Source organism: Pseudomonas morbosilactucae, from assembly GCF_023241665.1.
Classification (GTDB): domain Bacteria; phylum Pseudomonadota; class Gammaproteobacteria; order Pseudomonadales; family Pseudomonadaceae; genus Aquipseudomonas; species Aquipseudomonas morbosilactucae.
Genome location: NZ_JALQCX010000002.1, coordinates 40,827 through 64,643, shown reverse-complemented (window position 1 = coordinate 64,643; position 23,817 = coordinate 40,827). Strand labels below are relative to the sequence as shown.

Here is a 23,817-nt window from a genome sequence, read left to right as displayed (position 1 = left end):
GCTCCCCGTGCCAGCATTGTCCTGTCGCAAGGCCCTGCCAAGATAACGGCAAGCCCTTAGGAATAGGATGCGCGAGAGCTTGAGCCGGCACTCCAGGCGTGGATGTGGTTGCGCCGGCCCAGGTCTTTTAGCGCTGTAGCCTGTATGAACAGCCTTGAACCCCTGATGGCCGAAACCCTCGTGCGTTTCGGCCCTTTTACCTTTTACCGTCAGCAACGCCTGGTGTGCGAAGGCGGCGTGGCGTTGTCCCTGGGCGGCCGGGCCCTGGAGATTCTCTCGGTGTTGCTGGAGCAGCCCGGGCAGTTCGTCAGCAAGGAACATTTGCTGACCCGGGTCTGGCCCAGCAGCGTGGTCGAAGAGATCAACCTGCGGGTGCACATCGCTGCCCTGCGTCGGGCCTTGGGCGATGGGCGCCAGGGACGGCGCTACATCGTCAACCTGCCCCAGCGTGGTTATGCCTTTATCGCCCCGGTGCAGCGCCAGGGTGCCGAGGCCACCCCACCGCACAACCTGCCGACCCGCCTGAGCCCGCTGATTGGCCGTGATGAGCTGCTGGGCACCTTGGCCCGGCGCTTGTCCGGGCAGCGCTTGATGACCCTCAGCGGGCCCGCTGGGGTGGGCAAGAGCAGCCTGGCCCTGAGCCTGGCGCAGAAGCTGCTGGGGCGCTACCCGGACGGTGCCTGGGTGGTCGACCTGAGCACCGTGAGCCAGCCGACGCAGATGCTGGAGCAGGTGGCGCTGACCCTGGCGCCGACCCTGGAGCCTTCGGGTTCCCTTGGCCTGTTCTGCGAACAGTTGGCGGGGCGCCGGCTGTTGCTGATCCTCGATGGTTGCGAGCACCTGCTGCCGGCCTGCCGGGCCCTGGTCCGGGCGGTACTGGCAGCGGCGCCCGAGGTGACCCTGCTGCTGACCAGCCGCGAAGCGTTGCAACTGCCTGGTGAGTGGAGCCAGTGCCTGGCGCCCTTGGCGGTGCCGCCGCTGGCAGCCTTGCACAGCGTGCATCAGGCCTTGGGCTACGCGGCGGTGCAGTTGTTCGTCAGCCGGGCCCGGGCCGGGCAGCAAGGTTTTGACCTGCGCCCCCGGGACTTGCTACCCCTGCGGGACATCTGCCGGCGCCTGGACGGTTTGCCCTTGGCCCTGGAGCTGGCGGCGGCCCAGGTCGAGGCCCTGGGCATCCAGGGGGTGCATGGGCAACTGGAGTCGGGCTTGCAGGTCTTGAACCAGGGGCGACGCAGCGCCGCCGAACGCCAACGCAGCCTGGCCGGGGCCCTGGACTGGAGCTACGAGCGCCTGAGCCTGCCCGAGCAGTGGCTGTTGCAGCACTTGGCCCTGGACCGGTTGGCCTGTACCCGCCAGGCCGTCGCCGCGAGCCTGGTCGGCAGTGAATTGGAACACGCTGATCTGGAGCGATTACTGGCCCAGTTGGCGGCCAAATCCTTGTTGCAGGTCGCGCCGGGCCCGGGGCCTTTGCGCTACCGGATGCTCAACACCACGCGCCTCTATGTGCTGGAGCAACTGCGCGCGCCGGAGCGCTTGCACGGCTTGCGTCAGCGCTACGCACACTACCTGGGCAATGGCCCCTGGGGTTCAGGCGGCGACTTGGCCTTGCAGCTCATCGAGCAGACCGCGGACCTGGACTAGATCAGGGGTGGCAAAGCCTTCGGTGAAGCGCTCGTAGACCGGTGCCAGTAAGTCCAGGGCCTGCTGATAGCGGCCCTGGCGCTGCCAGAGTCGGGCCAGGGCGCTGGCACTGCGCAACTCCCAGGCCAGCGCACCTTGCTGCCGCGCCAGATCCAAAGCCTTGAGCAGCACCGCTTCGGCACTGGCGGCCGGTTGTGGCCCGGGTTCGCGCAGCAGCGCGGCGGCCCGGGCGCGGAGGATTTCCGGCGCGCTCCAGCCCGCGGCACCGCTCTCGGCCCGCGCCAGCAACTCGGCGTCGAGGCCCTCGGGGCGCAGGGTCAGCACAATGTCCTTGATCAACCCCTCGGCGTCCGGTGTGGGTTCCAGAGGCTCGGCGTCGAGGGCGCGGACGTAGTGCCGGGCCCAGCTCTGGAACAGCAGCACCGAGTGTTTTTGTGCTTGTTGCAGCAGCAGGTCGAGCAGTTGGCGGGTGGTGGCCAGGTCGCCGTTGTACTGGGCAATCACGCAGCCGGACAGGGCCAGGGTGTAGCAGATCGAGGTGCCATGGTTGATCTGCAAGGCGATCTCCAGGGCCTGGCTGGCGGTGCGCCAGGCCTGCTCGGGAAAACCCTGCAGCCAGAGGATCCGCGCGAGGATGGTCAGGGACGCCACGCTCTGGTCGTACTGCACCCCAAAGCCATGGGTAAAACGGTTGCGTTGGCCACTCTGGGCCAGGCGCTGTAGCACTTGTTCGGCATTTTGCCGGGCCTGGGTCTGGTCGCCGGCAAAGTGCTGCGCCAGGACCCGCAGGCGCTGGGCGCTGAGGGCCAGCAGCGGGTCGCTGCCGGGCTCCAGGCGGTCGAAATGACGACTCTGTTCCAGGGCCTGGGGGTAGTGCCCGCAACACAGGTTGACTGCCATGTGCCCGGAGACCGCGCGCAATTGCCCGGCCAGGTCCTGGTGGGTTTCGGCCAGTTGCCGGGCGCTGACAAAGGCGGCAATGGTCGACGCGGTGCCGCCCTGGGTGTGGTAGCTGAAGCTGCCCAGCGCCAGTTGCAGGCTGATGCTCAATTGCGGGCAGGGCGTGCTTGAAGCTTGCAGCAAGGCCAGGGCTTGTTGCACGTAGCCGCCGTGCTCGCGCAGCAATGAAAGTTCTTGCCACAGCGGCATGGCGCTGGCGGTCAGGTGGATGGCCAGCGCGTGGGGCCCGGTGGGGCCCAGGCCCCAGTCCAGGGCGGCGCGGATGTCCTCGCGATGGGGCGCGTATCGCTCCAGCCAGGCTTGGGTGGGGATCAGCTCCCAGTCGTGCTGAGCCTGCTGCATCAGCGCCAGGCAGCGTTCGGCATGGCGCTCACGGCTGGCGAAGAGTTCGCCGGCCGCCTCCAGGTGTTCCAGGGCATAGCGGCGGGTGGTGTCCAGCAGGCGATAGCTGACTTCGTCGTCGCCCACTTCCACGTTCAGCAGCGACTTGGCCACCAGTTGAGTGATGGCGGCCAGCACTCCGTCGCCGACCCAGGGCGCCGCGCCGATCACCGCCACGGCCGAGGCCAGGGTGAAGCCACCGCGAAACACCGCCAGGCGCCGCAGGCAGCACTGTTCGTCGCGGGTCAACAGGGCGAAGCTCCAGTCCAGGGTGGCGCGCAGGGTCTGCTGGCGGGGCAGGCAGCCACGTCGGCCCTGGGTCAACGGACGGAAGCTGTCGTGCAACTGGGCCAGCAGCGTAGGCAGGCCCAGACGGCCGATTTGCGCAGCGGCCAGTTCCAGGGCCAGGGGGATGCCGTCCAGGCGCTGGCAAAGCTCGATGGCCAGCGCCAGCTCGGTGTCGTTGAGTTCAAAACGGCGGGGCTCGGCGCGATCTGCGTCAACGTTGTCCTGATCGGAAATGGCCCGCTCGATCAGCAGTTGCAGGGCCGGGTAGGCCAGTACTTCGCTGCGCGCCAGGGGCTGCTCCGAAGGCGGGCAGGCCAGGGAGTCCAGGCGTTGCACCACTTCGCCTTCGGCCCGCAGGCTTTCCCGGCTGGTGGCCAGAATGTGCAGGTGCGGCGCGCTGCGCAGCAGCTGTTCGCTGATGGGCGCGATGGCCTCCAGCAGGTGTTCACAGTTGTCGATCAGCAACAGCAACTGACGTTCGCGCAGGGCACGGGCGATGTCGCCGAGGGCGTCCAGGTCCGCCACGGGCAGGCCCAGTAGCGCCGCCAGGTTGGGCAGGATCAGCGCCGGGTCGTCGAGGGGCGCGAGGTCGAGGAGAAAGATACCGTCGCGGTAGTGGCCGATCAGCAGCTCGGCCACCCGCAGGGCCACGCTGGTCTTACCGATTCCGCCCGTGCCGGTGAGGGTGATAAAGCGCTGCTGTGGCAGTTGGCGCACCAGGCTGTCGATCAACCCCTGGCGCCCGATCAATCGCGTGCGCCGCAGTGGCAGGTTGTGCCCGTTGCCGAGGCCATCGGGCTGGAGCGCTGGGCCGGGGAGGGCGTCATGGCACAGCGGGGCGACAAAACTGTAACCGCGCTGGGCCACGGTGACGATGTAGCGCTGGCCAGCCTGGCCATCCCCCAGGGCCTTGCGCAGGGCGGCCATGTGCACCCGCAGGTTGCTGTCCTCGACCACGCTGCTGGGCCAGACCCGGGCCATCAACTCCTGTTTGCTCACCACCTGGCCGGCCTGCTCCAGCAGGATCAGCAGGATGTCCACCGCCCGCCGCCCCAGGCGCAGCGGGCGTTCGGCTTCCAGCACCAGGCGTTGGCGCGGCAGGATGCGATAGGGGCCAAAGCGCACGGCCTGGTCGCTGGGAAGGGGGCTGGGAAGGGCTTGATACTCAGTCATGCGGGTTCTCGTGTTTACGGGCGCACGCCCAGTGCCAGCCTCCCGGCCGGTGGGGGGGCACAAGGCAGCGTGAGGTACCCGAGCATATTCCTCAGGTTTGGGGTCGGGCGCAACGCAGGCCCCCGGCAATTCTTTATCCGTTTGGTCAGCTTAAAGCGCTCTGGGGCAATGTTTTCCGGGGCGTCCCGGGTGTACGGGGCCGCCACCCAAGGAAAAAAATTAACAACGTTTAACTCGTAGTGGCGGTGGTTGCGGCTCAACCATGGGTGGATTCAGTGCAGCAGCCATCGGGCAGGCTGGCCGAGCGCGGGGAACAGGGATGAAGCAGCCGTCGAGGATGCCGCAATGAGCAGGGTAGTGATCGTCTATCACAGCGGTTTTAGCGTCTTGCAGGGCCTGGCCGAAGCGGTGCAGGCCGGGGTTCGCCGTCAGCCCGGCAGCCAGGCCAGCCTGCTCCCGGTGGAGCAGGTGGAGGACCGCTGGGACGAATTGCACGCCGCCGACGGCATCATCTTCGGCGCCCCCAGTTGCATGGGCAGCCTGTCCGCGCCGTTCAAGGCGTTTATGGACGCCACCGCCGCCTTCTACCTGGCCCAACCCTGGCGCGACAAGCCGGCTGCCGGTTTCAGCCATGCCGACCTGCTGTGCGCCGACCCCGGCCAGGCCCTGGCCCAACTGGCGCTGTTTGCCGCCCAGCACGGCATGCTCTGGGTCAGCCTGGGCCTGTTGCCGGGGGCGGCCGACGCCGATGGCACGCCGCTCAATCGCCTGGGCGGCTCCTTGGGCGCCCAAGCCCAGTCGTCCCTGGACCGTGCCGCCGAGTCGGCGCTGATCCGTGCCGACCGTCGCACCGCTGCCTACCTCGGCGAACGCTTTGCCCTGCACCTGGCCCAAACCCTGAGGCGCTGAGCGTTGGCCTGTTTTCACCCTGCAATCCCACCCACCAGGAGTCACCCCCTCATGAGCACCTTCACCACCCGCGACGGCACCGAGATCTATTACAAGGATTGGGGCAGCGGCCAACCGGTCGTGTTCAGCCATGGCTGGCCGCTGAACGCCGACAGCTGGGAGTCGCAGATGCTGTTCCTGGCGTCCAATGGCTACCGGGTCATTGCCCACGATCGACGCGGCCACGGCCGTTCCAGCCAGCCGTGGGACGGCAATGACATGGACACCTATGCCGACGACCTGGCCCAACTGATCGAGTTGCTGGACCTGCGCGACGCGGTGTTGCTGGGCTTCTCCACCGGCGGTGGCGAAGTGGCGCGCTACATCGGCCGCCACGGTTCTTCGCGGGTGGCCAAGGCCGGGCTGATTTCCTCGGTGCCGCCGTTGATGCTGCAAACCCCGGCCAACCCGGCCGGCGTGCCGATGTCGGTGTTCGACGGCATGCGCGAAGCCTCCCTGGCGGACCGATCCCAGTTGTACAAAGACGTCGCCAGCGGGCCGTTCTTCGGCTTCAACCGGCCGGGGGCCAAGGTTTCCCAGGGCATGATCGACTGGTTCTGGACCCAGGGCATGCTGGCCGGGCACAAGAACGCCTACGACTGCATCGCCGCTTTCTCGACCACGGACTTCACCGAGGACTTGCTCAAGTTCGACGTGCCGACCCTGGTGGTGCATGGCGACGACGACCAGATTGTGCCGATCGAAACCTCCGGGATCGCCTCGGCCAAGCTGGTCAAGGGCGCGAAGCTGCTGGTGTACCCGGGCGCGCCCCACGGCCTGACCGACACCCACAAGGAACGTCTGAACGCTGATCTGTTGGCGTTTATCCGGGCGTAAGGGGGGCGCGGCGCTGGCCCGTGGCCTGCGCCGTTGTCGGGTGTCAGAGGGCGCTGTGGGTCATGCTGGGCGCGAGCTTGGGCGCGACGTTGGATAGGGTGCCTTGGCGCGAGGCGGTTTCACCCAGGGACGACAGGCGAGGTTGGGCAGCGCGCAGTTGCTGGTTGCGCCAGGTCATGGGGTTGACCCCTTCGCTACGGGTGAAGATGTGGCAGAAGTGCGCCTGGTCACAGAAGCCGCATTCCAGGCTGATGCGGGTCAGGCTCAGGTCTGAATGGGTGATCAGCTCCTTGGCGCGGGCGATGCGCTGGCGGCGGATCCATTCCTGGGGCGACAGGCCGGTGGTGCATTTGAAAGCCCGCGAGAAGTGGCTGCGCGACAGGGCGCAGGCCCGGGCCAGCTCGCTGACTTCGAGGCTTTCCCCGAGGTGAGCGAGGATCAGTTGCTTGACCAGGCGCTCGCGGCGGGCGCACAGGCCGCCGGTGGTGGCGCTGGCGCGGCGTGGCTCGGCGTCATCGACGCCTAGGGCCTGTATCTGAAGTCGGGCCATGACAGGTATCCGTGGTCGTTGGGAGCGTCCGTACCGGAACGCTCGCCGGGTTCGCAAACCGGCTCCCCATCAGGGGCGAACCTGCACTGCACACCCCTGCATTCTTGGTTCGGCCACGCCTGGCTGACGAGTTAATCGTTGTTAATTCGATTTGCGCAAACCGGCTCCAGGGTTGGGCGATGGTGGTTATCGACGGGATTGATTTCCGCCATTCCAGGGCCTCGGGGAACATGGCGTCATTCCTGTTTTGGAGCCTTGCCATGTACGCCCAACCTGCGGTTTTTCCTGTGTTCCGTGCCCTTGTCGCAGCCCTGTTGCTGACCTCGCTGGGTGGCTGTGCCAGTTCCCGGCCGGCGCTGTTAGTGGACCAGTCGGCAGCCCAGCAGATCGAGTGCCCTGGGCTGTTCGGCAGTTGGCAAGGGTGTCGGGCCGAGGCCTTGAACCTGTGTGGCGGCAGCTATCAGGTGCTCAGTCGCAACCAGCACGAAGGCGCGTCCGAGGACGAGGTGGAAGCCCTGGTGGCCGAGGCGGCCTATCGCCAGCGCAGCATGCTGGTGCGCTGCGCCGACCAAGGTCGCACCAGCTGAGCCGGCGGGGTACAAGACAGCACAGGCGTCCAAGGCCTAGTGGCGCTGCCTGTGCTTAGCTGAGGGCCCGTGCTTGTGCCCCAGGACCCCGCTTATGAATCGCAATGACCTGCGCCGCGTCGACCTCAACCTGCTGGTGATTTTCGAGGCCCTGATGTTCGAAAAGAACCTGACCCGGGTCGCGGAAAAGCTGTTTATGGGCCAGCCGGCGGTGAGCGCTGCCCTGGGCCGACTACGGGACCTGTTCGACGACCCGCTGTTTGTCCGCAGTGGCCGCGGCATGGAACCCACGGCCCGGGCCCTGGTGATCCTCGGCGAGTTGCAACCGGCCCTGGACACCATCTCCGGCGCGGTCAGCCGGGCCAAGGAATTCGACCCTTCCAGCAGTTGCGCGGTGTTTCGCATCGGCCTGTCCGACGACGCCGAGTTCGGCTTGTTTCCGGCCCTGCTCAGCCGCCTGCGGGAAGAGGCGCCGGGGATCGTGGTGGTGGTCCGTCGGGCCAATTTCCTGTTGATGCCGTCGTTGCTGGGCAGCGGCGAAATCTCCGTGGGCGTGAGCTACACCACCGACCTGCCGGCCAATGCCAAGCGCAAGAAACTGCGGGACATCCCCTGCAAGGTGCTGCGTGGCGACGCCCGTCCCGAGCCGCTGAGCCTGGATGAGTACTGCGCACGGCCCCACGCCATGGTGTCGTTCTCCGGTGACCTGAGCGGCAATATCGACCTCGACCTGGCGCGCCTCGGCCGCGCCCGCCGGGTGGTGCTGGCGGTGCCGCAGTTCAGTGGCCTGCGGGCCTTGCTGGCCGGCAGCGAAATGATCGCCACGGTGCCCGACTACGCCGCTTGCGCGCTGACCGAAGGCAGCGCCCTGCGCGCGGAAGACCCACCGTTTCCCATCGACGCGGCGGAGCTGTCCATGGTCTGGAGCGGGGTGCACGACAACGACCCGGCGGAGCGTTGGCTACGCGGGCGCATCGCCGAGCACATGGCCCAGGCCGCGGACCTCTAGCCCGGGCTTGCGCCGGGGTGAAAGAGAGCACGTACATGCAATTTTTCCGTGACGGCCCATCGCACACTGCATGCCATTGATCACACCGACGCAGTGAAAGGAGGGGCCTTCATGGTGGCAACAGGGGAAGAGCGGGCCCAGGACGTTGGCCTGTTGTTTCTGCGGGTCAGCGCGGCGCTGTTCCTGCTTTGGGTCCATGGCTTGCCCAAGCTGCTGCACTTCAGCAGCGAGTTGCAGCGCATCGAGGACCCCTTGCACCTGGGGGCCCAATTGACCCTGTGCCTGGCGATTTTCGCCGAGGTGCTGTGCCCCTTGCTGATACTCGTCGGAATTTTTGTGCGCCTGGCCTGCGTGCCTATTCTCTTTCTGCTGGCGGTGGCGGTGTTCTGGGTCCACCCGGAATGGAGCCTGGAGCAGGGCCAGTTCGCCTGGCTGCTGTTGATCCTGTTCAGCACCTTGCTGTTGACCGGGCCAGGGCGCCTGGCCGTCAGTTCACGTTTGCCCGGAGTGCTGCGTCATGCCTGACACCCAGAACAACAGTGAAGTGGTGACCCTGGTGGTCAAGCACCGGATCAAGACCGGGCAAGAGACCGCCTATGAAGCCTGGCTGCGGCGCATCGTGCGGGTGGCGGGGCAGTGGCGGGGGCACCTGGGGGTGGATGTGGTACGCGGCAAGCAGGGCGGCCTGGCGCTGTTCACCTGCGTGCTGCGCTTTGCGTCCACCGCCGACATGCAGCAGTGGCTCGACTCGCCTGAGCGCCAGGAACTGATTAGCGAAGCCGAGCCGATGCTGGCCGACGGCGACCAGACCGAAATCGCCCCGCTCAAGGAGTTCTGGTTCGCCCCCCTGGCCGACGCCGCAACCCCGCCGCCGCGCTGGAAACAGGCGGTGGTGACCCTGTGCGTGATCCTGCCGCTGACCTTGCTGATTCCGCTGCTTTGGGGCCCGGTGCTGCATTTGCATCCGTTCCTCTCCAACTACCTGGTGAGCACCTTTCTGGTGACCCTGACCATCGTCCTGCTGGTGGTGTACCTGCTGATGCCGGCGCCACCCGGTTGTTCGCGCCGTGGCTGCAAGCCTCTGCCGCCCATGAACACCTGGAGGCCGAACATGGCCAATAAGGATGACCCCAGCGACCCGCTGCGCCGCCAATTGCTGGCTGCCGGCTCGTTGCTCAGCGCGGCAGCGGCGTTCTGGCCGCGGCTGTCTTTTGCCTCTTCATCCCTACAAGGAAATCCGATGAACGCCGATCTGATTCTGTTCAATGGCCAGTTCCACACCGTGGACCGGGAAAACCCCCGGGCCAGTGCCGTCGCCATCAGCGGCGGGCGTTTTGTCGCCGTGGGCACCGACGCCGAGGCCATGGCTTTGCGCGGCAGCGGCACCCAGGTCATCGACCTCAAGGGCCGCACGGTGATCCCGGGCCTCAACGACTCCCACCTGCACCTGATCCGGGGCGGCCTCAACTACAACTTGGAACTGCGCTGGGAAGGCGTGCCGTCCCTGGCCGATGCCTTGCGCATGCTCAAGGACCAGGCTGACCGCACCCCAACCCCGCAATGGGTGCGGGTGGTGGGCGGCTGGAACGAATTCCAGTTCGCTGAAAAGCGCATGCCGACCCTGGAGGAACTGAACCAGGCGGCGCCGGACACTCCGGTATTTATCCTGCACCTGTACGACCGTGCCTTGCTCAACCGCGCGGCCCTGCGCGTGGCCGGCTACACCCGCGACACGCCGAACCCGCCGGGCGGCGAGATTGTCCGTGACAGCAACGGCAACCCCACCGGGATGCTGGTGGCGCGGCCCAACGCGATGATCCTTTACTCGACCCTGGCCAAGGGGCCCAAGCTGCCCCTGGAATACCAGGTCAACTCGACCCGCCAGTTCATGCGTGAACTCAACCGCCTGGGCCTGACCAGCGCCATCGACGCCGGCGGCGGTTTCCAGAATTACCCCGACGACTACGCGGTAATCGAGCAACTGGCCAAGGAGGAGCAGTTGACGGTGCGTATCGCCTACAACCTGTTCACCCAGAAGCCCAAGGAAGAGCTCAGCGACTTCAAGAACTGGACCGGCAGCGTCAAGCTGCACCAGGGCGACGACTACCTGCGGCACAACGGTGCCGGCGAGATGCTGGTGTTCTCGGCGGCGGACTTCGAAGACTTCCTCGAACCGCGCCCGGACCTGCCGCTGACCATGGAGCAGGAGCTGGAGCCGGTGGTGCGTCACCTGGTGGAGCAGCGTTGGCCGTTCCGTCTGCACGCCACCTACGACGAATCCATCTCGCGCATGCTCGACGTGTTCGAAAAGGTCAACCGCGACATCCCCTTCAATGGCCTGCCGTGGTTCTTCGATCACGCTGAAACCATCACCCCGAAAAATATCGAGCGGGTTCGTGCCCTCGGTGGTGGTATTGCGATCCAGGACCGCATGGCGTTCCAAGGCGAGTATTTCGTCGAGCGCTACGGCGCCAAGGCTGCCGAAGCCACACCGCCGATCAAACGTATGCTGGCCGAAGGCGTGCCGGTGGGCGCGGGCACCGACGCCACTCGGGTGTCCAGCTACAACCCCTGGACCTCCCTGTACTGGATGGTCAGCGGGCGCACCGTCGGCGGCCTGGAGTTGCACGCCGAAGGCTTGCCGCGCCTGACGGCCCTGGAACTCTTCACCCACGGCAGCGCCTGGTTCTCGTCGGAGCAGGGCAAAAAGGGCCAGATCAAGGTCGGCCAATTGGCGGACGTGGCAGCCCTGTCGGCGGACTTCTTCAGCGTCGACGAAGAAGCCATCAAGTGGATCGAATCAGTACTGACCGTGGTCGGCGGCAAGGTGGTCTACGGCGCCGGCGATTTCGACACCTTGGCACCGCCTAGCGTGCCGGTGCTGCCGGACTGGTCGCCGGTGGTCAAGGTGCCCGGGCACTGGCGTCCGACCTCACCGTTGCAGGCCCAGGTGCACCAGTGCAGCGGCCCTTGCGCGGTGCACTCCCACAGCCATGAGCGGGCCCGACTGTCGTCGGTGCCGGTCAGCGACTTCCAGGGGTTCTGGGGCGCCTTCGGCTGTTCCTGCTTTGCCTTCTGATTGGCCGATTTTTTACGCGTCGGCCCTGGTGCCGACGCCTTGCGCTGCATCCCTCTAAAAGGAGCTACCCCCATGAGCAAAGAATACAAACGTCTGAACAAAGATGACGCCGTGGTGCTGCTGGTGGATCACCAGACTGGCCTGATCTCGCTGGTGCAGGACTTCTCCCCCAACGAGTTCAAGAACAACGTCCTGGCCCTGGCCGACCTGGCGAAGTTCTTCAACTTGCCGACCATCCTCACCACCAGCTTCGAGCAAGGCCCCAACGGCCCGATCGTTCCCGAGCTGAAAGAAATCTTCCCGGACGCGCCGTACATTCCACGTCCTGGCCAGATCAATGCCTGGGACAACGAAGACTTCGTCAAGGCGATCAAGGCCACCGGCCGCAAGCAACTGATCATTGCCGGTGTAGTGACTGACGTCTGCGTAGCGTTCCCGACCCTGTCGGCGCTGGCAGAAGGTTATGACGTGTTTGTGGTGACCGATGCGTCCGGCACCTTCAACGAAACCGTGCAGCAAGCTGCATGGGTGCGCATGACCGAAGCCGGCGCGCAGATGATGAACTGGTTCTCGGTCGCCTGTGAGCTGCACCGCGACTGGCGCAACGACATCGAAGGCCTGGGCAACCTGCTGTCCCAGCGCATTCCCAACTACCGCAACCTGATGAACAGCTACTCGGCGCTGACCGCCAAGTAAGCCGCCCCGTTCCAAACAAGGCCCGCCTCGCGCGGGCCTTGTTTATTGGGCGAACACAGTGACACGGAGAGTCGGGTGCTGCAGGCCCACGCAGAGCGTGGGAACGATCGGGCAGGGGAGGCGGGTCAGCGCTTTTGCAGCCAGCTGAGAAAACCGCCTTTGCGGATGTCCACGGGTTTGCCCAGCAGCACCGAGCGGCTGCTTTGCTGGCGCACGGCTTGGAGCTTGTTCAGGGCGCGGCTGATTTCTGTGCGCTGGGCCATGCAACCCCGGGTCAGGGTCTTGTCCAGGCGGTAGACGATGCACGAGGTCAGGGCGGTAAAGCGCGCCTGGGACGGGGTGTCGGCGAGGATGCTCTGTTCGCCCATCACTTCACTGGGGCCCATGCGCCCGGCTTCGAGCATGCGGTTGCCTTCGGGCACGCTGGCGCTGACCACGCCAGTGGCGATCAGCAGCAGGCTGTCGGGCACTTCGTCCAGGTCGAGGATCACCTCACCCGCGGCGTACTGAATGGGGGTCATGGCCTGGGCCAGTTGCTCCCGTTCCGGGTTGTCCAGGGTGCGGAAGATCTTCACCTCGTCGAGCAAGGCCCTGGCCCGGGAAATCGGCTCGTTGTAGCCCTCGGGCTGGCGGGAAATCCCGGCCGCCTCCAGGTGCCGATGGGCCAGGTCGAACAGTTGGTTGCGCACCTGGCTCTTCTGCCCCAGTTCGGCGATAAAGCCGCTGGCCACGTATTCCGACAGGCTCTCGCCGGCCTCCTTGAGCACCACCTTGGGCGCCGGGTTGAGCAGCAGGCTGTTGCTGCCTTGCAGGGCGCGCTCCAGGGCATCCAGCACCCGCTGTGGACGGATGTGGTTGGGCACTTGGATGCTGATGGACACGCCGTGCATGTTGCTCGGCCGGCTGAGGTTGACCAGCTTGGCCTTGGCCGCCACTGAGTTGGGAATCACCGCCGTGGTGCCAGCGCTGGTCAGCAGGTGGGTAGCGCGCCAGTCGATGTCCAGGACCTTGCCTTCGACACCGTCGATCAGCACCCAATCGTCCACCTGATAGGGCTTGGTGGTGTTCAGCACGATCCCCGAGAACACGTCGCTCAGAGTGCTTTGCAAGGCCAGGCCGACAATGATCGCCATGGCTCCGGAAGTGGCGAGCAGGCCTTTGACCGGCAGCTCCATGACGTAGCCGGCGGCGGCCACCACTGCGGCAAGGAACACCAGGGCGCCGATCACGTCCTGTAGCAGCCGCCCGCTGTGACCGATGCGCCGCATCAGGATCAGGCCGATCAGTTCGGTCAGTACCCTGGCGGCGTACACCCACCAGATGATGGCCAGGGCCGTGGCCCCCAGTTGCAGCACGTTATCGTCGGCAAAGACTTGGGCCTGCAGCGGGCTGATGCCGGCGTTGATGATCAACGCGCTGTAGCTGAGGAACAGCACCAGGCGCAGGCCGACTCGGGTCAGGCGCTGAGGGAAGGGCGCCAGGTGCCAGAGCAGCACGTCCACCAGCAACAGAACGGCACTCCACAGCAGCGGGTGTTGGGTGACAAGGTTCATGGCAGTTCCTGGCGCAGGGAAAGGGGCAAGACGCGGTACAGCCGACCCGAAGGTCGGCTGTACGGTCAGTGGAGATTATCAGTTGAGGTGGGTCTTCAGCTCGGCGGCGGCTTGGCGCATGGCGGCCTGGACTTCCGGGATGCCGTTGAGCGGGTTGAGCAGGCCGAAATCGTGAATCATGCCGTTGTAGCGTACGGCGGTGACTGCCACGCCAGCGCTGTCGAGCTTGCGGGCATAGGCTTCGCCTTCATCGCGCAACGCATCGAACTCGGCGGTCTGCACCAGGGCCGGCGGCAGGCCGCGCAGCTGTTCGACGCTGGCTTGCAGGGGCGAGGCGTGGACCTCGGCGCGTTGCTGGGCGTCAGTGGTGTAGCTGTCCCAGAACCAATTCATCATGCCCTTGGTGAGGAAATGCCCCTCGGCGAATTGCTGGTAGGACGGGGTATCGAACCGGGCATTGGTCACCGGCCACAACAACAGTTGGAAACGCAGGGCCGGGGTTTTCTGTTCCTTGGCCATCAGCGCCACCACCGCCGCCATGTTGCCGCCGACGCTGTTGCCGGCCACGGCCAGGCGCTGGCCATCGACGCCGATCTCCTTGCCGTGCTCGGCCACCCAGCGGGTCGCGGCGTAGGCCTGGTTGATCGCGGTGGGGTAGTGGGCTTCCGGCGATGGCGTGTAGTTGACGTAGACCGCCACCGCGCCGGAACCCACCACCAGGTCGCGGATCAAGCGGGCGTGGGTCGGGTAGTCGCCCAGCACCCAGCCGCCACCGTGGAAGAACATGAACACCGGCAGCTCACCCTTGACCTTGGCCGGACGCACCAGGGTCAGTTGCACGTTTTGGCCGGCCACCTGGATGTTGCGCTCGCTGACGTCCACCCCCGAAAGGTCGACCTTGACCGAGGCCTGGGCGCCGGTCAGCACCGCACGGGCGTCTTTCGGGCTCAGTTGCTCCAGGGGTTGACCGCCGCCCGCAGCCAGGGCGTTGAGGAAGGCTTGGGTCTGCTGTTCCACGCCTGGGCTGCCGGCAGCGAAGGCGCTGTTCACGGAGAGGGCGAGGAGGCTGGCGGCGACAACTTTTTGCACTGGGTTCATGGTGGCGATCCTTTTCGATTAATTGAGTTTTTAGTTTCGAATTCAATGGGTTGCGCTGTGGCTTAGCGGCCTCAGCTGCAACCTGTGCTCAGATTAATCTGGTGCCTAAATGAGAAAAAGCCGCTATAAAGCGTTTGACTGTCAACTGAGGTGTGACAATGAACCCGTTTGAAGACATGCGCATTTTTTGCCAGGTGATGGAGTCCGGCAGTTTTACCCACGCGGCCGATCAACTGGGGTTGTCCAAGCAGTTTGTCAGCCGCCGCCTGATCCAGCTCGAAGAGCGCCTGGGCGTGCGGTTGCTCAATCGCTCGACCCGGCGTCTGGACGTCACGCCCCTGGGGCAGAGCTACTACGAGTCGGCCTTGCGCCTGCTGAGCGAAGTGGAGCAGGTGGAGCAGGGCATCGCCGGGCAGAACAGCGAACCCCGGGGCACCCTTCGCTTGAGCGCGCCGCTGTCGTTTGCCCTGGCGCACCTGGGCTGCCTGCTGCCGCAGTTTCTGCAGCGCTACCCGCAGGTCTCGGTGGAAGTGGACCTGAGCGACCGCCCGGTGGACCTGATCAGCGAAGGCTACGACTTGGTACTGCGTATCGGCGTGCTGGAGGATTCGACCCTGATTGCCCGGCGCATCGCCAGTATCCAGCGGGTGTACTGCGCCAGCCCTGATTACCTGGCCCGGCGCGGCGTGCCCCAGTTGCCCGAGGAAGTGAGCAGTCACGACTGCCTGCCTTACGGCCACGGGCGGCAGGTGCAATGGCGCTTTCAGGTCAAGGGCAAGCCCGTGCCGATCAATGTCAGCGGGCGCATGCGGGTGAATAACGGCGAGGTGTTGAAAGACGCGGCGATTGCCGGGCTGGGCATCACCTACCTGCCGACCTTTATTGTCGGCGAGGCGTTGCAGGACGGGCGGTTGGTGCCGGTGCTGGAAGACTTTGCCCCCGAGCCGTTGACGCTCTCGGCGGTCTACCCCCAGCACCGCCAGGGATCGCGGCCGGTGCAGGCCCTGATCGAGTTCCTGCGCGAGCGCCTGTAGACCGCCTCTCGTTCCCACGGTCGCCGTGGGAATGCCGACCGGGGCGCTCCGCGTCCCGCCTTTATGCCACGGAATCAGACGCGGAAGCGGCCCACCATGGCGTTCAGGGAGTTGGCCAGCTGCGCCAGTTCGTGGCTGGAAGCGCTGGTCTGGCTGGCCCCGGCGGACGAACGCACCGACAGGTCGCGGATGTTCACCAGGTTGCGATCCACCTCGCGGGCCACTTGGGCTTGCTCCTCGGCGGCGCTGGCGATCACCAGGTTGCGCTCGTGGATTTCATGCACCGAGGCGGTGATGGTCTGCAGCGCTTCACCAGCCCGCTCCGCCAGTTGCAAGGTCTGCGCGGTGCGGTTGGAGCTGGCCTGCATCGAGTCCAGGGCCTGGGTCGAGCCGTCGCGCATGCCCTGGACCATCTGTTCGATTTCCTGGGTGGACTGCTGGGTGCGATGGGCCAGGGCCCGTACTTCGTCGGCAACCACGGCAAAGCCGCGGCCGCTTTCCCCTGCGCGGGCGGCTTCGATGGCGGCGTTGAGGGCCAGCAGGTTGGTCTGCTCGGCGATGGCGCGGATTACCTCCAGCACTTTGCCGATGTCTTGGGACTGGTTGGCCAGGGACTGCACCAGTTCGCCGGTGTGACGCACGTCACCGGCCAGGGCACCGATGGCGTCCACGGTTTCGCTGACCCGCTCCTGGCCGGCCTGGGCCGAGGCGCTGGACTGACGGGTGGCATCGGAGGTGGACACGGCGTTGCGCGCCACTTCTTCCACGGCGCTGGTCATCTGGTTGACCGCCGTAGCCGCCTGTTCGATTTCATTGTTTTGCTGTTGCAGGCCCTGGCTGCTGTCCAGGGTCACCGCGTTCAATTCCTCGGCGGCGCTGGCCAGTTGGCTGGCGGAACCGCTGATGCCCTGCAGCGTGTCGCGCAGGGTCTGCTGCATGCTGGCCAGGGCCTTGAGCAAGCGGCTGACTTCGTCCTGGCCGTGGGTATCGATGGGTTGGGTCAGGTCGCCCTTGGCCACGCTTTCCGCGGCTTCCACGGCCTGGCCCAGGGGGCGCACGATGCTGCGGGTCAGGAGCATGGCCAGGGCCACTGTGGCCAGGGCCGCGAGGGCGATAAACAGGCTGACGATGGTCCGCGAGCGGGCATAGTGCTCGGCGGATTTCTGACTCTCGGCGGCCACTTGCTGGGCGAACAGTTGGGCCAGGTCGCCCAGTTGCTTGCCCGAGCCGTCGACCACGGTCTTCATGTCCACCAGCAGCAGTTTGCTCAACTCGTCGCGCTTGCCCTGGTCGGCCAGGGTGAAGGACTGGGCGATGCCCTGACGGTAAGCGGCGAAGGTGGTCTTGAACTGCTCATACAAGGCCCGGGCCTCGGGGGTGGTGACCAGGCGCTCGTAGGCGCTGATTTTCTCGCTCAGCTCTTTGTCCCGGGTGTCCATCTGGCTGCGGTACTGAGGAACGTTCTTCGGGTCCTGATCCAGAGCCATGCGCAGGGAGATGGTGCGAATGCGCAGCATCAGCTCGCGGATTTCGTCACCGCCACGAATGCTCGGCAACCATTGGTTTTCCACGGCGATCTCGCTGTCGCGGATGCTCGACATCTGGCCCAGGGCAAACACCCCCAGCAGGGCCACCAACACCGCAATCAAAGCGAAACCCAGGGCGGCGCGTGGGGCGATATTCAGTTGGCGAAGAAACATGCGATGGCCTTTTTTGTTCTGTGGGCAGATGAAGGAGGACCGGGTTCGGCAGCGGCCACTGGCAGGCTATCGGCTGGTTATCGGACGACTTGAGGTGGTGCGTGGCCGGTGTTCGGGGAACTCTCCGGCCGCGACCGAATCTGTTCGCAGGCACGTGCGCGGATAGGCTAAAGTCCGCGCCTTCAGGATGATCAGCTCAGGTAACAGGCTCATGATGGCGCTTTTTCTACGGCACTCCCGTTTAGGGTGGCTGGCGGTTTTTCTCGGTGCGTGGCTCACCGCGACCTTGGCCCTGGCGGACACCGCGCCGCCCCTGGGCTTGGCCAATGTGCCGTTGAACCAGCGGGTCATCGACCTGACCCAGACCCTGGATGCCGCCACCCGCGAGCGTCTGTCCCAGCAGCTCGCCGCCCTGGAACAACGCAAGGGCGCGCAGGTCGCCGTGATGCTGGTGTCCAGCACCGATGGGCAGAGCATCGAGGATTACGCCAATACCCTGTTCCGCGCCTGGCAACTGGGGCGCAAGGACATCAACGACGGCGTGTTGCTGTTGGTGGCCAAGGATGATCGCAAGATGCGCATCGAAGTCGGTTACGGCCTCGAAGGGGTGGTCACCGACCTGCTGGCCGACCGAATCATCCGTGAACACATGACCCCCGCGTTCCGCCAGGGCGACTTTGCCGGCGGCATCGAACTGGCGGTCAACGCCTTGGTGTTGCTGGTGGAGGGCGGCGAGTTGCCCGAGGTGGCCCCCGAGCCCTTGCCGAAGACCCTGTATGCGGTGATCCTGGCGATTGTCCTTGGCGCTATTGCCGGGCCGTTGCTGGCGGCGGGCAAATTGTCCTGGCGCTGGGCCCTGTTCGCGGTGTTGGCGATGACTGTCGGGTCGGTGCTGCTGGTGGGGGGCAAGGACTGGCCGGCGCTGTTGCTGCTGGTGCCGGTGTGCATGCTGGTGGGCGGCGCCACCTTTGCCGGTCTGTGGCAGGCGCCCAAACTGTTCTTCGCCGTGCTCGGCTTGCTGGCCTACATCGGCGTGCTGACCCTGATCAATCACTTTGTGGGCGGCGTGTCCTTTATCTACGGCCTGGTGCTGCCGCTGGCCGGGCTGATGCTGATCGGCGGGTACTGGTTGTTGTATCGGATCATGCGCAACACCTACGAAAACGACCGTGCCAGCTTTTTCATTCGCCTGTGGATCCTGCTCGGGGTGTACCTGGTGCTGGGCTTCTTGAGCATGTTACGCAACGGCGCGATGGCTTGGGTGGTGGTCCTGCCGTTCTGCTCCATTGTCGCGTTCTTCATCTTCCTGATGGGCAAAGGCTCCTCCGGCTCCGGCTCGGATGATTCCTCAAGCTCAGGGTCCAGCTCGGGCTCGAGTTCCAGTTCGAGCTCCAGCAGCTCTTCCGGGGGCGGCGGCTCCAGCGGTGGCGGCGGGTCTTCGGGGAGTTGGTGAGCCCGCAGCCTGTCAGCCAGCATCGGGGGCGGCCCCTTGCCGCGATTGATCGGATGAATCCCATGCCAAAACAACTGCTGTTCCTCCCGGGAGCCTCGGGTAATACCCACTTCTGGGAGCCGGTGGCCCAGCGCCTTGCACACCCTGCGGAACGCGTGCACGTCGGCTGGCCGGGGTTCGGCTCGGTGCCGGCGGAGGCAGCAGTGAACGGTATCGATGACCTGGTGGCGCGGGTGGTGGCGCAGATTGATCGGCCGACGGCATTGATCGGTCAGTCCATGGGCGGGGTGATCGCGTTGTTGGCGGCCTTGCAGCGGCCGCAGTGGGTGACGCACCTGGTGCTGACGGTGACCTCGGGCGGCCTGGATATGAGCGATCTGGCCGCCGAGGACTGGCGGGAGGGCTATCGCGCCGGCTACCCGGCGCTGCCTCACTGGTTCGCCGATTATCAGGTCGACCTCAGCGACCGCCTGGGCAGCGTGCAGGCACCGAGCCTGTTGCTCTGGGGCGACGCCGACCCCCTCAGCCCGGTGGCGGCGGGTCAGCGTCTGGCGGCCCTGTTGCCACGGGCTGAGCTGCGGGTGCTGGCCGGCGGCGATCATGATCTGGGTTGCACGCTGGCCGATGACATCGCGCCGCTGATCGACGCCCACCTGGCGCGTTAGCCGGGGCGGTTCAGCGCGGAAGGGGGAGAGGCGTGCCAGATGTGCTTAAGGTGTTGCTCGATGCAGGCCCGGGCGTCGGGGGCTGCTAGGGGACGGTCACACAGCGCACTCCAGGCCCCAGCGGGCGCTGGTCCTGGAGTCGCGTAGGGGCTGCGGTCAGACTTTTTCGCGGATCAGCGGTGCCCACTCGCCCTTGCTCAGCAGCTGCTGGGAGAACTTGCCTTCCTTGGAACCCTTGGCGTTTTCGTCGAGGTTCAAGGTCGCCAGGTTAATGGTGCTGGCGAAGTTTTCCTGGGTCAGGAAGTACTGGCGATTGAGGCTGTTGACTTCCTTGGCGTCGATTTTCACGAAGTCGATCGCCGCTTCCACGAACTGCTGGGACACATCCTTGAGGGCTTCATCGCTGTTGAGCAAAGCGGTGAGCTGTTCAGTGTCCTTGGCGCTCAGGTTGCCGGTAGGGTCGAGCACCACCAGTTCGCCCTTGGCGTCGACGCTGAAGCCGAAATCCTTGCTGGCCAGGTCGGGGTTGGTGTCTTTGAGGGTGGTCTTGAAGTTGTCGAACAAGGTCTTGAGGCGGCTGTTGACCAGCTCCAGGTTGGCTTGTTTTTCCTCGTACTCGGCCGAGGGTTCCTTGACTTCGCGGGTGTCGGTGTTGGGCACCACTTGCTCGATGACTTCCATGGCGGCCTGCTGGATAGCGGCGTCCGCGAGCTTGGTGCTTAGGGCGTTGGAAGGCTGGTTGATGGTGGTCTTGGAAGACGGGGCTACCAGGGATTCCATGGAAACTCGGTACTGGCCCGTGGTTCTAATATCCATTTCAGTGCGTCCATTTCTGTAGGGGGTACAGGTTTGTAACGGCCGCGATACGCAGAACTTGATAGCTGCCCGCACTTTGTTGGTGCGGGCGTGTCACTGGATGTTGCGAGGTGCGCGTCGAACCCCGCTAGTCAGAAGTCGATGGTGGCGCTCAGGCGTGCGCTCAACGGTGCGCCCTGGAACAGGTAGCCATCGCCCAAGTACTCGCCCACGTCCCGCCAGTAACGCTTGTCGAACAGGTTGTCCACGGTCAGCCGGAACACCGTGTCGTAGCCCTCGATTCGTGTGCTGTAGCGGCTGCCCACATTGAAGATGGCGTAGGCGCCGGTCTGCACCTCGCCCTGGCGGTTGGCGTATTTGCGGCCGCTGTATTGCACCCCGCCGAGCAAGGCCAGGCCGTCGAAGCCGGGCAGGGCGTAGTCGCCGTAGAGGCTGGCCCGCAGCTTGGGCACGTTGAGCGCCTGGTGGCCTTCATAGGCCGCGGTGCCGCTGCCGCTGACCCGGGCACGGATCGCCGCGACGCTGGCCGAGACCTGCAGGCGCTGGGTCGCCCAGCCGTTGGCCGAGAGCTCCAGCCCGGTGTTTTTCTGCTCGCCTTGCTGCACGTAAGTGAAGACCCCGGCGTCATCGGGCCTAGCGTACTGGTTGGCCTGGCGCATCTGGAACAGTGCGGCAGCCAGGCTCAGGCGTTACCAGTCGTACTTGACCCCGGCCTCGATCTGCCGCGATACCGTGGGCGCAAGCATCTGCCCCGGGTTGCTGGCAAACCACGGCGCCGTGCCGCCCAGGGACAGGCCCTTGCTGTAGCGGGTGTAGAGCGACAGGTTGGCCAGCGGCTTGTAGATCAGCGCCGCTTGCGGCAGGAACACATAGCGTTGGGTGTGGCGGTCGCTCTGGCCTTGTTCGTCGAAGGCTTCCTCGTCCAGGCGCACTTCGCGGCCGCCGATCAGGGTCTGCCACTGTTCGTTGAAGCTGATCAGGTCATTGGCGAACAGCCCGTACTGGCGGCTGTCCAGGCGCCGGTGGGAAGGGTTGAGGGCACCGCTGTAGCGGGCCAGGTCCTCGGGTTCGCTGTAGATGTTGCCGCTGCCGAGCCATTCGTTGACGTCCTTGCGCTTGTCCACCACCCGGCGCGAGGCGCTGGTGCCCAGGGTCAACTGGTGCTCCAGGGAACCGGTGCTGAAGCGTCCGTCGAGGCTGGCCTGGAGTTCGTCGTTGCGCCGGGTGTCGTCGGGGCTGCGGAAGTCGTAGATGTCGTAGTTGCCTTCAGGGCTGAAGCTGTTGCCCAGCGCACCGCCGCCGCCCCAGGCAAAGGAGCTGTAGTCGTCGATCACCACCTGGCTGCGGGCGGCGCTGAGGCTGCCTTGCCACTGTTCGTTGAAGCGGTACTGGAACAGGCCGTTGAGGTTCAGTGCATCGCTGCTCACCGGCTTGGAACCGCTCTGGTGGGCCAGGAGTTTTTTCGGCGAGGCGTGGTGCGGCAGTTCGTTGCCGCCGAGCAATTGGTAGCCCGGCACCGAGCGTTGCTCCTTGGCCTGGTACTCGGCGTCCAGTTGCAGCAGGGCGTCGGGGCTGATGTTCCAGTCCAGGGCGATGGAGGCGAAGTCCCGCTGGCCGTTGGCGTGTTCCACATAGGAATGCAGGTCTTCGTGGGCCAGGTTGACCCGCAGCCCCAGTTGCTGTTCGGCGCCGAACCAGCCGCCGACATCGGTGGCCAGGTAGCCGCTGCCGCGGTCGTCGGTGGACAGGGTCACCGAGCGCACCTCGGCCGGGCGCTTGGTCACGTAGTTGACCAGGCCGCCGGGTTCGCTGATGCCGCTTTGCATGCCCGACAAGCCCTTGAGCAGTTCCACCCGCTGCTTGTTTTCCAGGGCCACGTTCTGTTCGCCGGCGATGGTCCGGCCGTTGATCTTGTAGCTGCTGGCGGCGTTCAGGGAAAAACCGCGGACCACGAAATTCTCGTAGTAACCGACCGGCGCATAGCTGTCGCCCACCGAGGCGTCGTTTTTCAGCACCTCGCTGAGCAGGCGTGCCTGCTGGTCCTTGATCTGGGCGTCGTTGATCACCGCGATGGACGCCGGGGTGTCGAGCAGCGGCGCGTCGCCGAAACCGCTGAGCGTGGTGCTCTCGGCCCGGTAGCTGGTGGAGGTGTCGTCGCCGACCACGGCGGTGGCCGGCAGCTCCTGGGTGTCGGCCCGCAGTTCGGGGGTGGCGCCAAGCAGGGCCAGGGTCAATAGGTTGAACGCGAACCGGGGGGCGGTCCGTGCCGCCAGGGAAGTCCGGTCAAACATAGCCATGCAACGCTCCTTGAAATGCCATCCGGGTCGGGGCCGGGCCCGAGCAGGGGGCGCCGGGGGCCGCCATCATACAGAAGAGCAGGACGCCGGGTGGCAGGCGCATCGGCGCACCCGGGCCAAACCCGGGCGCGCGGGGCCGTCAGAACAGTTTGGCCAGGCGCAGGTTGAGCCGGGCCTGTTCCTTGAAGCCCTGTTCCACCTGGATGTCGCGGCCCAGCTCGACCTGCACCTGCACCGACGGCGTGAGCATCTGGGTCAGCATGCCGCGCACGTAGGTGGTGCCTAGGCGGTCGTCCTGGTCGGCGCCGGCCACCGTGCTTTGCGCGCCTTCAATGCGGCCGACGCCGACCGCCACCCGGGTCTGGGGCGAGAATTTGTAGCTCAGGTGGGCCTGGTATTCGTAGCGCGCCTGTTGCTTCTGGGTCACGCCGGCGGGGCCGAAGTCGTTGTTGTGGCTGAACCAGGACACATCCGCCGCGGTGTCCAGGGCCCAATGCTCATCGAAGTGGTGGATGTACACCGCTTGCAGCAACAGGCGCCAACGGTTTTCCCCCAGGTTCAGGGCGTCGTCACGGTCGTAGCTGCCGGTGGGCAGGTAGACAAAGGGTGCGATGGAAACCACGTCCTTGTGCGCGGTGCCCAGGGTCCACTTCACCGGCACCCCGAGGATCAGGTCACCCACGCCGGTGGTCTGGCCCAGGGCGCTGGCGTCGCCGGACGCGTGCAGGTGGCCGTACGGCAGGATGAACTGCGGTTCCACCGAGACGTTGTCGCCGACATTGAAGGCGTGGATGTAACGCAGCAGGCTGACATCGGTCTTGAGCTTGAAGCGGTCCGAGACCTTGTCGCCGTTCTGGTAGAAGTCCGAGCTTTGCGCGTGTTGCAGGTACAGCAGCAGGGCATTGGCATCCGGCGGCAGCGGTTCATAGTCCCCGGCACTGATTTCCAGGGCCTGGGCCGACGTCGCGGCGAGGCACAGGGCAATGGTGGAGCACAGGGCAACAGCGGGGGACGGGGTGCGCGACAGTCTGGGCATGGCGAAAATCCTGGCG

The 23,817-nt window shown here is 65.7% G+C and carries 18 protein-coding genes and 2 pseudogenes; 12 read left to right on the top strand and 8 right to left on the bottom strand.

Annotation, left to right across the window (positions count from 1 at the left end):
- Positions 1-144 precede the first annotated feature (144 nt).
- Entirely contained in the window at positions 145-1,641 is a 1,497-nt protein-coding gene (locus M1B35_RS00340; protein WP_268260874.1) for an ATP-binding protein, read from the top strand.
- On the opposite strand, the gene M1B35_RS00335 is transcribed toward M1B35_RS00340, so the two are convergent.
- Positions 1,588-4,443, bottom strand: a complete 2,856-nt coding sequence (locus tag M1B35_RS00335; RefSeq protein WP_268260873.1) for an ATP-binding protein — start codon at positions 4,441-4,443, stop codon at positions 1,588-1,590. The two genes, M1B35_RS00340 and M1B35_RS00335, sit on opposite strands and share 54 nt — an antisense overlap.
- Before the next feature lie 345 nt (positions 4,444-4,788).
- Here M1B35_RS00335 and M1B35_RS00330 point away from each other — a divergent pair, with 345 nt between their 5' ends.
- A complete protein-coding gene (locus M1B35_RS00330) occupies positions 4,789-5,352 on the top strand; it encodes a flavodoxin family protein (RefSeq protein WP_268260872.1) in 564 nt (187 codons plus the stop codon).
- A gap of 51 nt (positions 5,353-5,403) precedes the next feature.
- A complete protein-coding gene (locus tag M1B35_RS00325; protein ID WP_268260871.1) occupies positions 5,404-6,228 on the top strand; it encodes an alpha/beta fold hydrolase in 825 nt (274 codons plus the stop codon).
- A gap of 43 nt (positions 6,229-6,271) precedes the next feature.
- Here the strand turns inward: M1B35_RS00325 and M1B35_RS00320 are convergent, their stop codons facing one another.
- Positions 6,272-6,778, bottom strand: coding sequence for a helix-turn-helix domain-containing protein (locus tag M1B35_RS00320; RefSeq protein WP_123335826.1), 507 nt, complete (start codon positions 6,776-6,778; stop codon positions 6,272-6,274).
- A 260-nt stretch (positions 6,779-7,038) separates the two neighbouring features.
- Here M1B35_RS00320 and M1B35_RS00315 point away from each other — a divergent pair, with 260 nt between their 5' ends.
- The 6 genes and pseudogenes from M1B35_RS00315 to ycaC all read left to right on the top strand — a co-directional run bounded on the left by M1B35_RS00315 (position 7,039) and on the right by ycaC (position 12,149).
- Complete coding sequence (locus M1B35_RS00315; protein WP_268260870.1) at positions 7,039-7,365, top strand: hypothetical protein; 327 nt, start codon at positions 7,039-7,041, stop codon at positions 7,363-7,365.
- A gap of 94 nt (positions 7,366-7,459) precedes the next feature.
- Positions 7,460-8,374 carry a LysR family transcriptional regulator gene (locus M1B35_RS00310; RefSeq protein ID WP_268260869.1) on the top strand — a complete coding sequence of 305 codons (915 nt, stop codon included), beginning with the start codon at positions 7,460-7,462 and terminating at the stop codon, positions 8,372-8,374.
- A 111-nt stretch (positions 8,375-8,485) separates the two neighbouring features.
- On the top strand, positions 8,486-8,899 hold the full coding sequence (locus tag M1B35_RS00305) for a DoxX family protein (RefSeq protein ID WP_123335832.1): 414 nt from the start codon (positions 8,486-8,488) through the stop codon (positions 8,897-8,899).
- A pseudogene (locus M1B35_RS00300) lies at positions 8,892-9,496 on the top strand (antibiotic biosynthesis monooxygenase). The gene M1B35_RS00305 and the pseudogene M1B35_RS00300 overlap by 8 nt, the downstream one beginning before the upstream one ends.
- Positions 9,497-9,614: 118 nt before the next feature.
- Complete coding sequence (locus tag M1B35_RS00295) at positions 9,615-11,453, top strand: amidohydrolase (protein ID WP_123336123.1); 1,839 nt, start codon at positions 9,615-9,617, stop codon at positions 11,451-11,453.
- Between the two features lie 72 nt (positions 11,454-11,525).
- Positions 11,526-12,149, top strand: a complete 624-nt coding sequence (gene ycaC, locus M1B35_RS00290) for an isochorismate family cysteine hydrolase YcaC (RefSeq protein WP_123335836.1) — start codon at positions 11,526-11,528, stop codon at positions 12,147-12,149.
- A 125-nt stretch (positions 12,150-12,274) separates the two neighbouring features.
- On the opposite strand, the gene M1B35_RS00285 is transcribed toward ycaC, so the two are convergent.
- Positions 12,275-13,702: a mechanosensitive ion channel family protein gene (locus M1B35_RS00285; RefSeq protein WP_268260868.1), complete on the bottom strand. Its 1,428-nt coding sequence runs from the start codon at positions 13,700-13,702 to the stop codon at positions 12,275-12,277.
- Between the two features lie 78 nt (positions 13,703-13,780).
- Positions 13,781-14,800 (bottom strand): alpha/beta hydrolase, encoded by a 1,020-nt coding sequence (locus M1B35_RS00280; protein ID WP_268260867.1) that lies wholly within the window; start codon positions 14,798-14,800, stop codon positions 13,781-13,783.
- Positions 14,801-14,958: 158 nt separating this feature from the next.
- Between M1B35_RS00280 and M1B35_RS00275 the strand changes: the two genes are divergently transcribed.
- Positions 14,959-15,834, top strand: a complete 876-nt coding sequence (locus tag M1B35_RS00275) for a LysR family transcriptional regulator (RefSeq protein WP_123335841.1) — start codon at positions 14,959-14,961, stop codon at positions 15,832-15,834.
- Between the two features lie 74 nt (positions 15,835-15,908).
- On the opposite strand, the gene M1B35_RS00270 is transcribed toward M1B35_RS00275, so the two are convergent.
- Entirely contained in the window at positions 15,909-17,534 is a 1,626-nt protein-coding gene (locus M1B35_RS00270) for a methyl-accepting chemotaxis protein (protein WP_123335843.1), read from the bottom strand.
- Positions 17,535-17,748: 214 nt separating this feature from the next.
- On the opposite strand from M1B35_RS00270, the gene M1B35_RS00265 reads away from it, so the two are divergent.
- On the top strand, positions 17,749-18,987 hold the full coding sequence (locus M1B35_RS00265; RefSeq protein ID WP_425273373.1) for a TPM domain-containing protein: 1,239 nt from the start codon (positions 17,749-17,751) through the stop codon (positions 18,985-18,987).
- Positions 18,988-19,049: 62 nt separating this feature from the next.
- Positions 19,050-19,652 (top strand): alpha/beta fold hydrolase, encoded by a 603-nt coding sequence (locus M1B35_RS00260; protein ID WP_259740448.1) that lies wholly within the window; start codon positions 19,050-19,052, stop codon positions 19,650-19,652.
- Between the two features lie 156 nt (positions 19,653-19,808).
- Here the strand turns inward: M1B35_RS00260 and M1B35_RS00255 are convergent, their stop codons facing one another.
- The 3 genes and pseudogenes from M1B35_RS00255 to M1B35_RS00245 all read right to left on the bottom strand — a co-directional run bounded on the left by M1B35_RS00255 (position 19,809) and on the right by M1B35_RS00245 (position 23,801).
- Positions 19,809-20,468, bottom strand: a complete 660-nt coding sequence (locus M1B35_RS00255; protein ID WP_148053489.1) for a hypothetical protein — start codon at positions 20,466-20,468, stop codon at positions 19,809-19,811.
- Between the two features lie 131 nt (positions 20,469-20,599).
- Positions 20,600-22,765 (bottom strand): annotated as a pseudogene (locus tag M1B35_RS00250) (TonB-dependent siderophore receptor).
- A 139-nt stretch (positions 22,766-22,904) separates the two neighbouring features.
- Positions 22,905-23,801, bottom strand: a complete 897-nt coding sequence (locus M1B35_RS00245; RefSeq protein WP_268260865.1) for a transporter — start codon at positions 23,799-23,801, stop codon at positions 22,905-22,907.
- Positions 23,802-23,817: the final 16 nt, after the last annotated feature.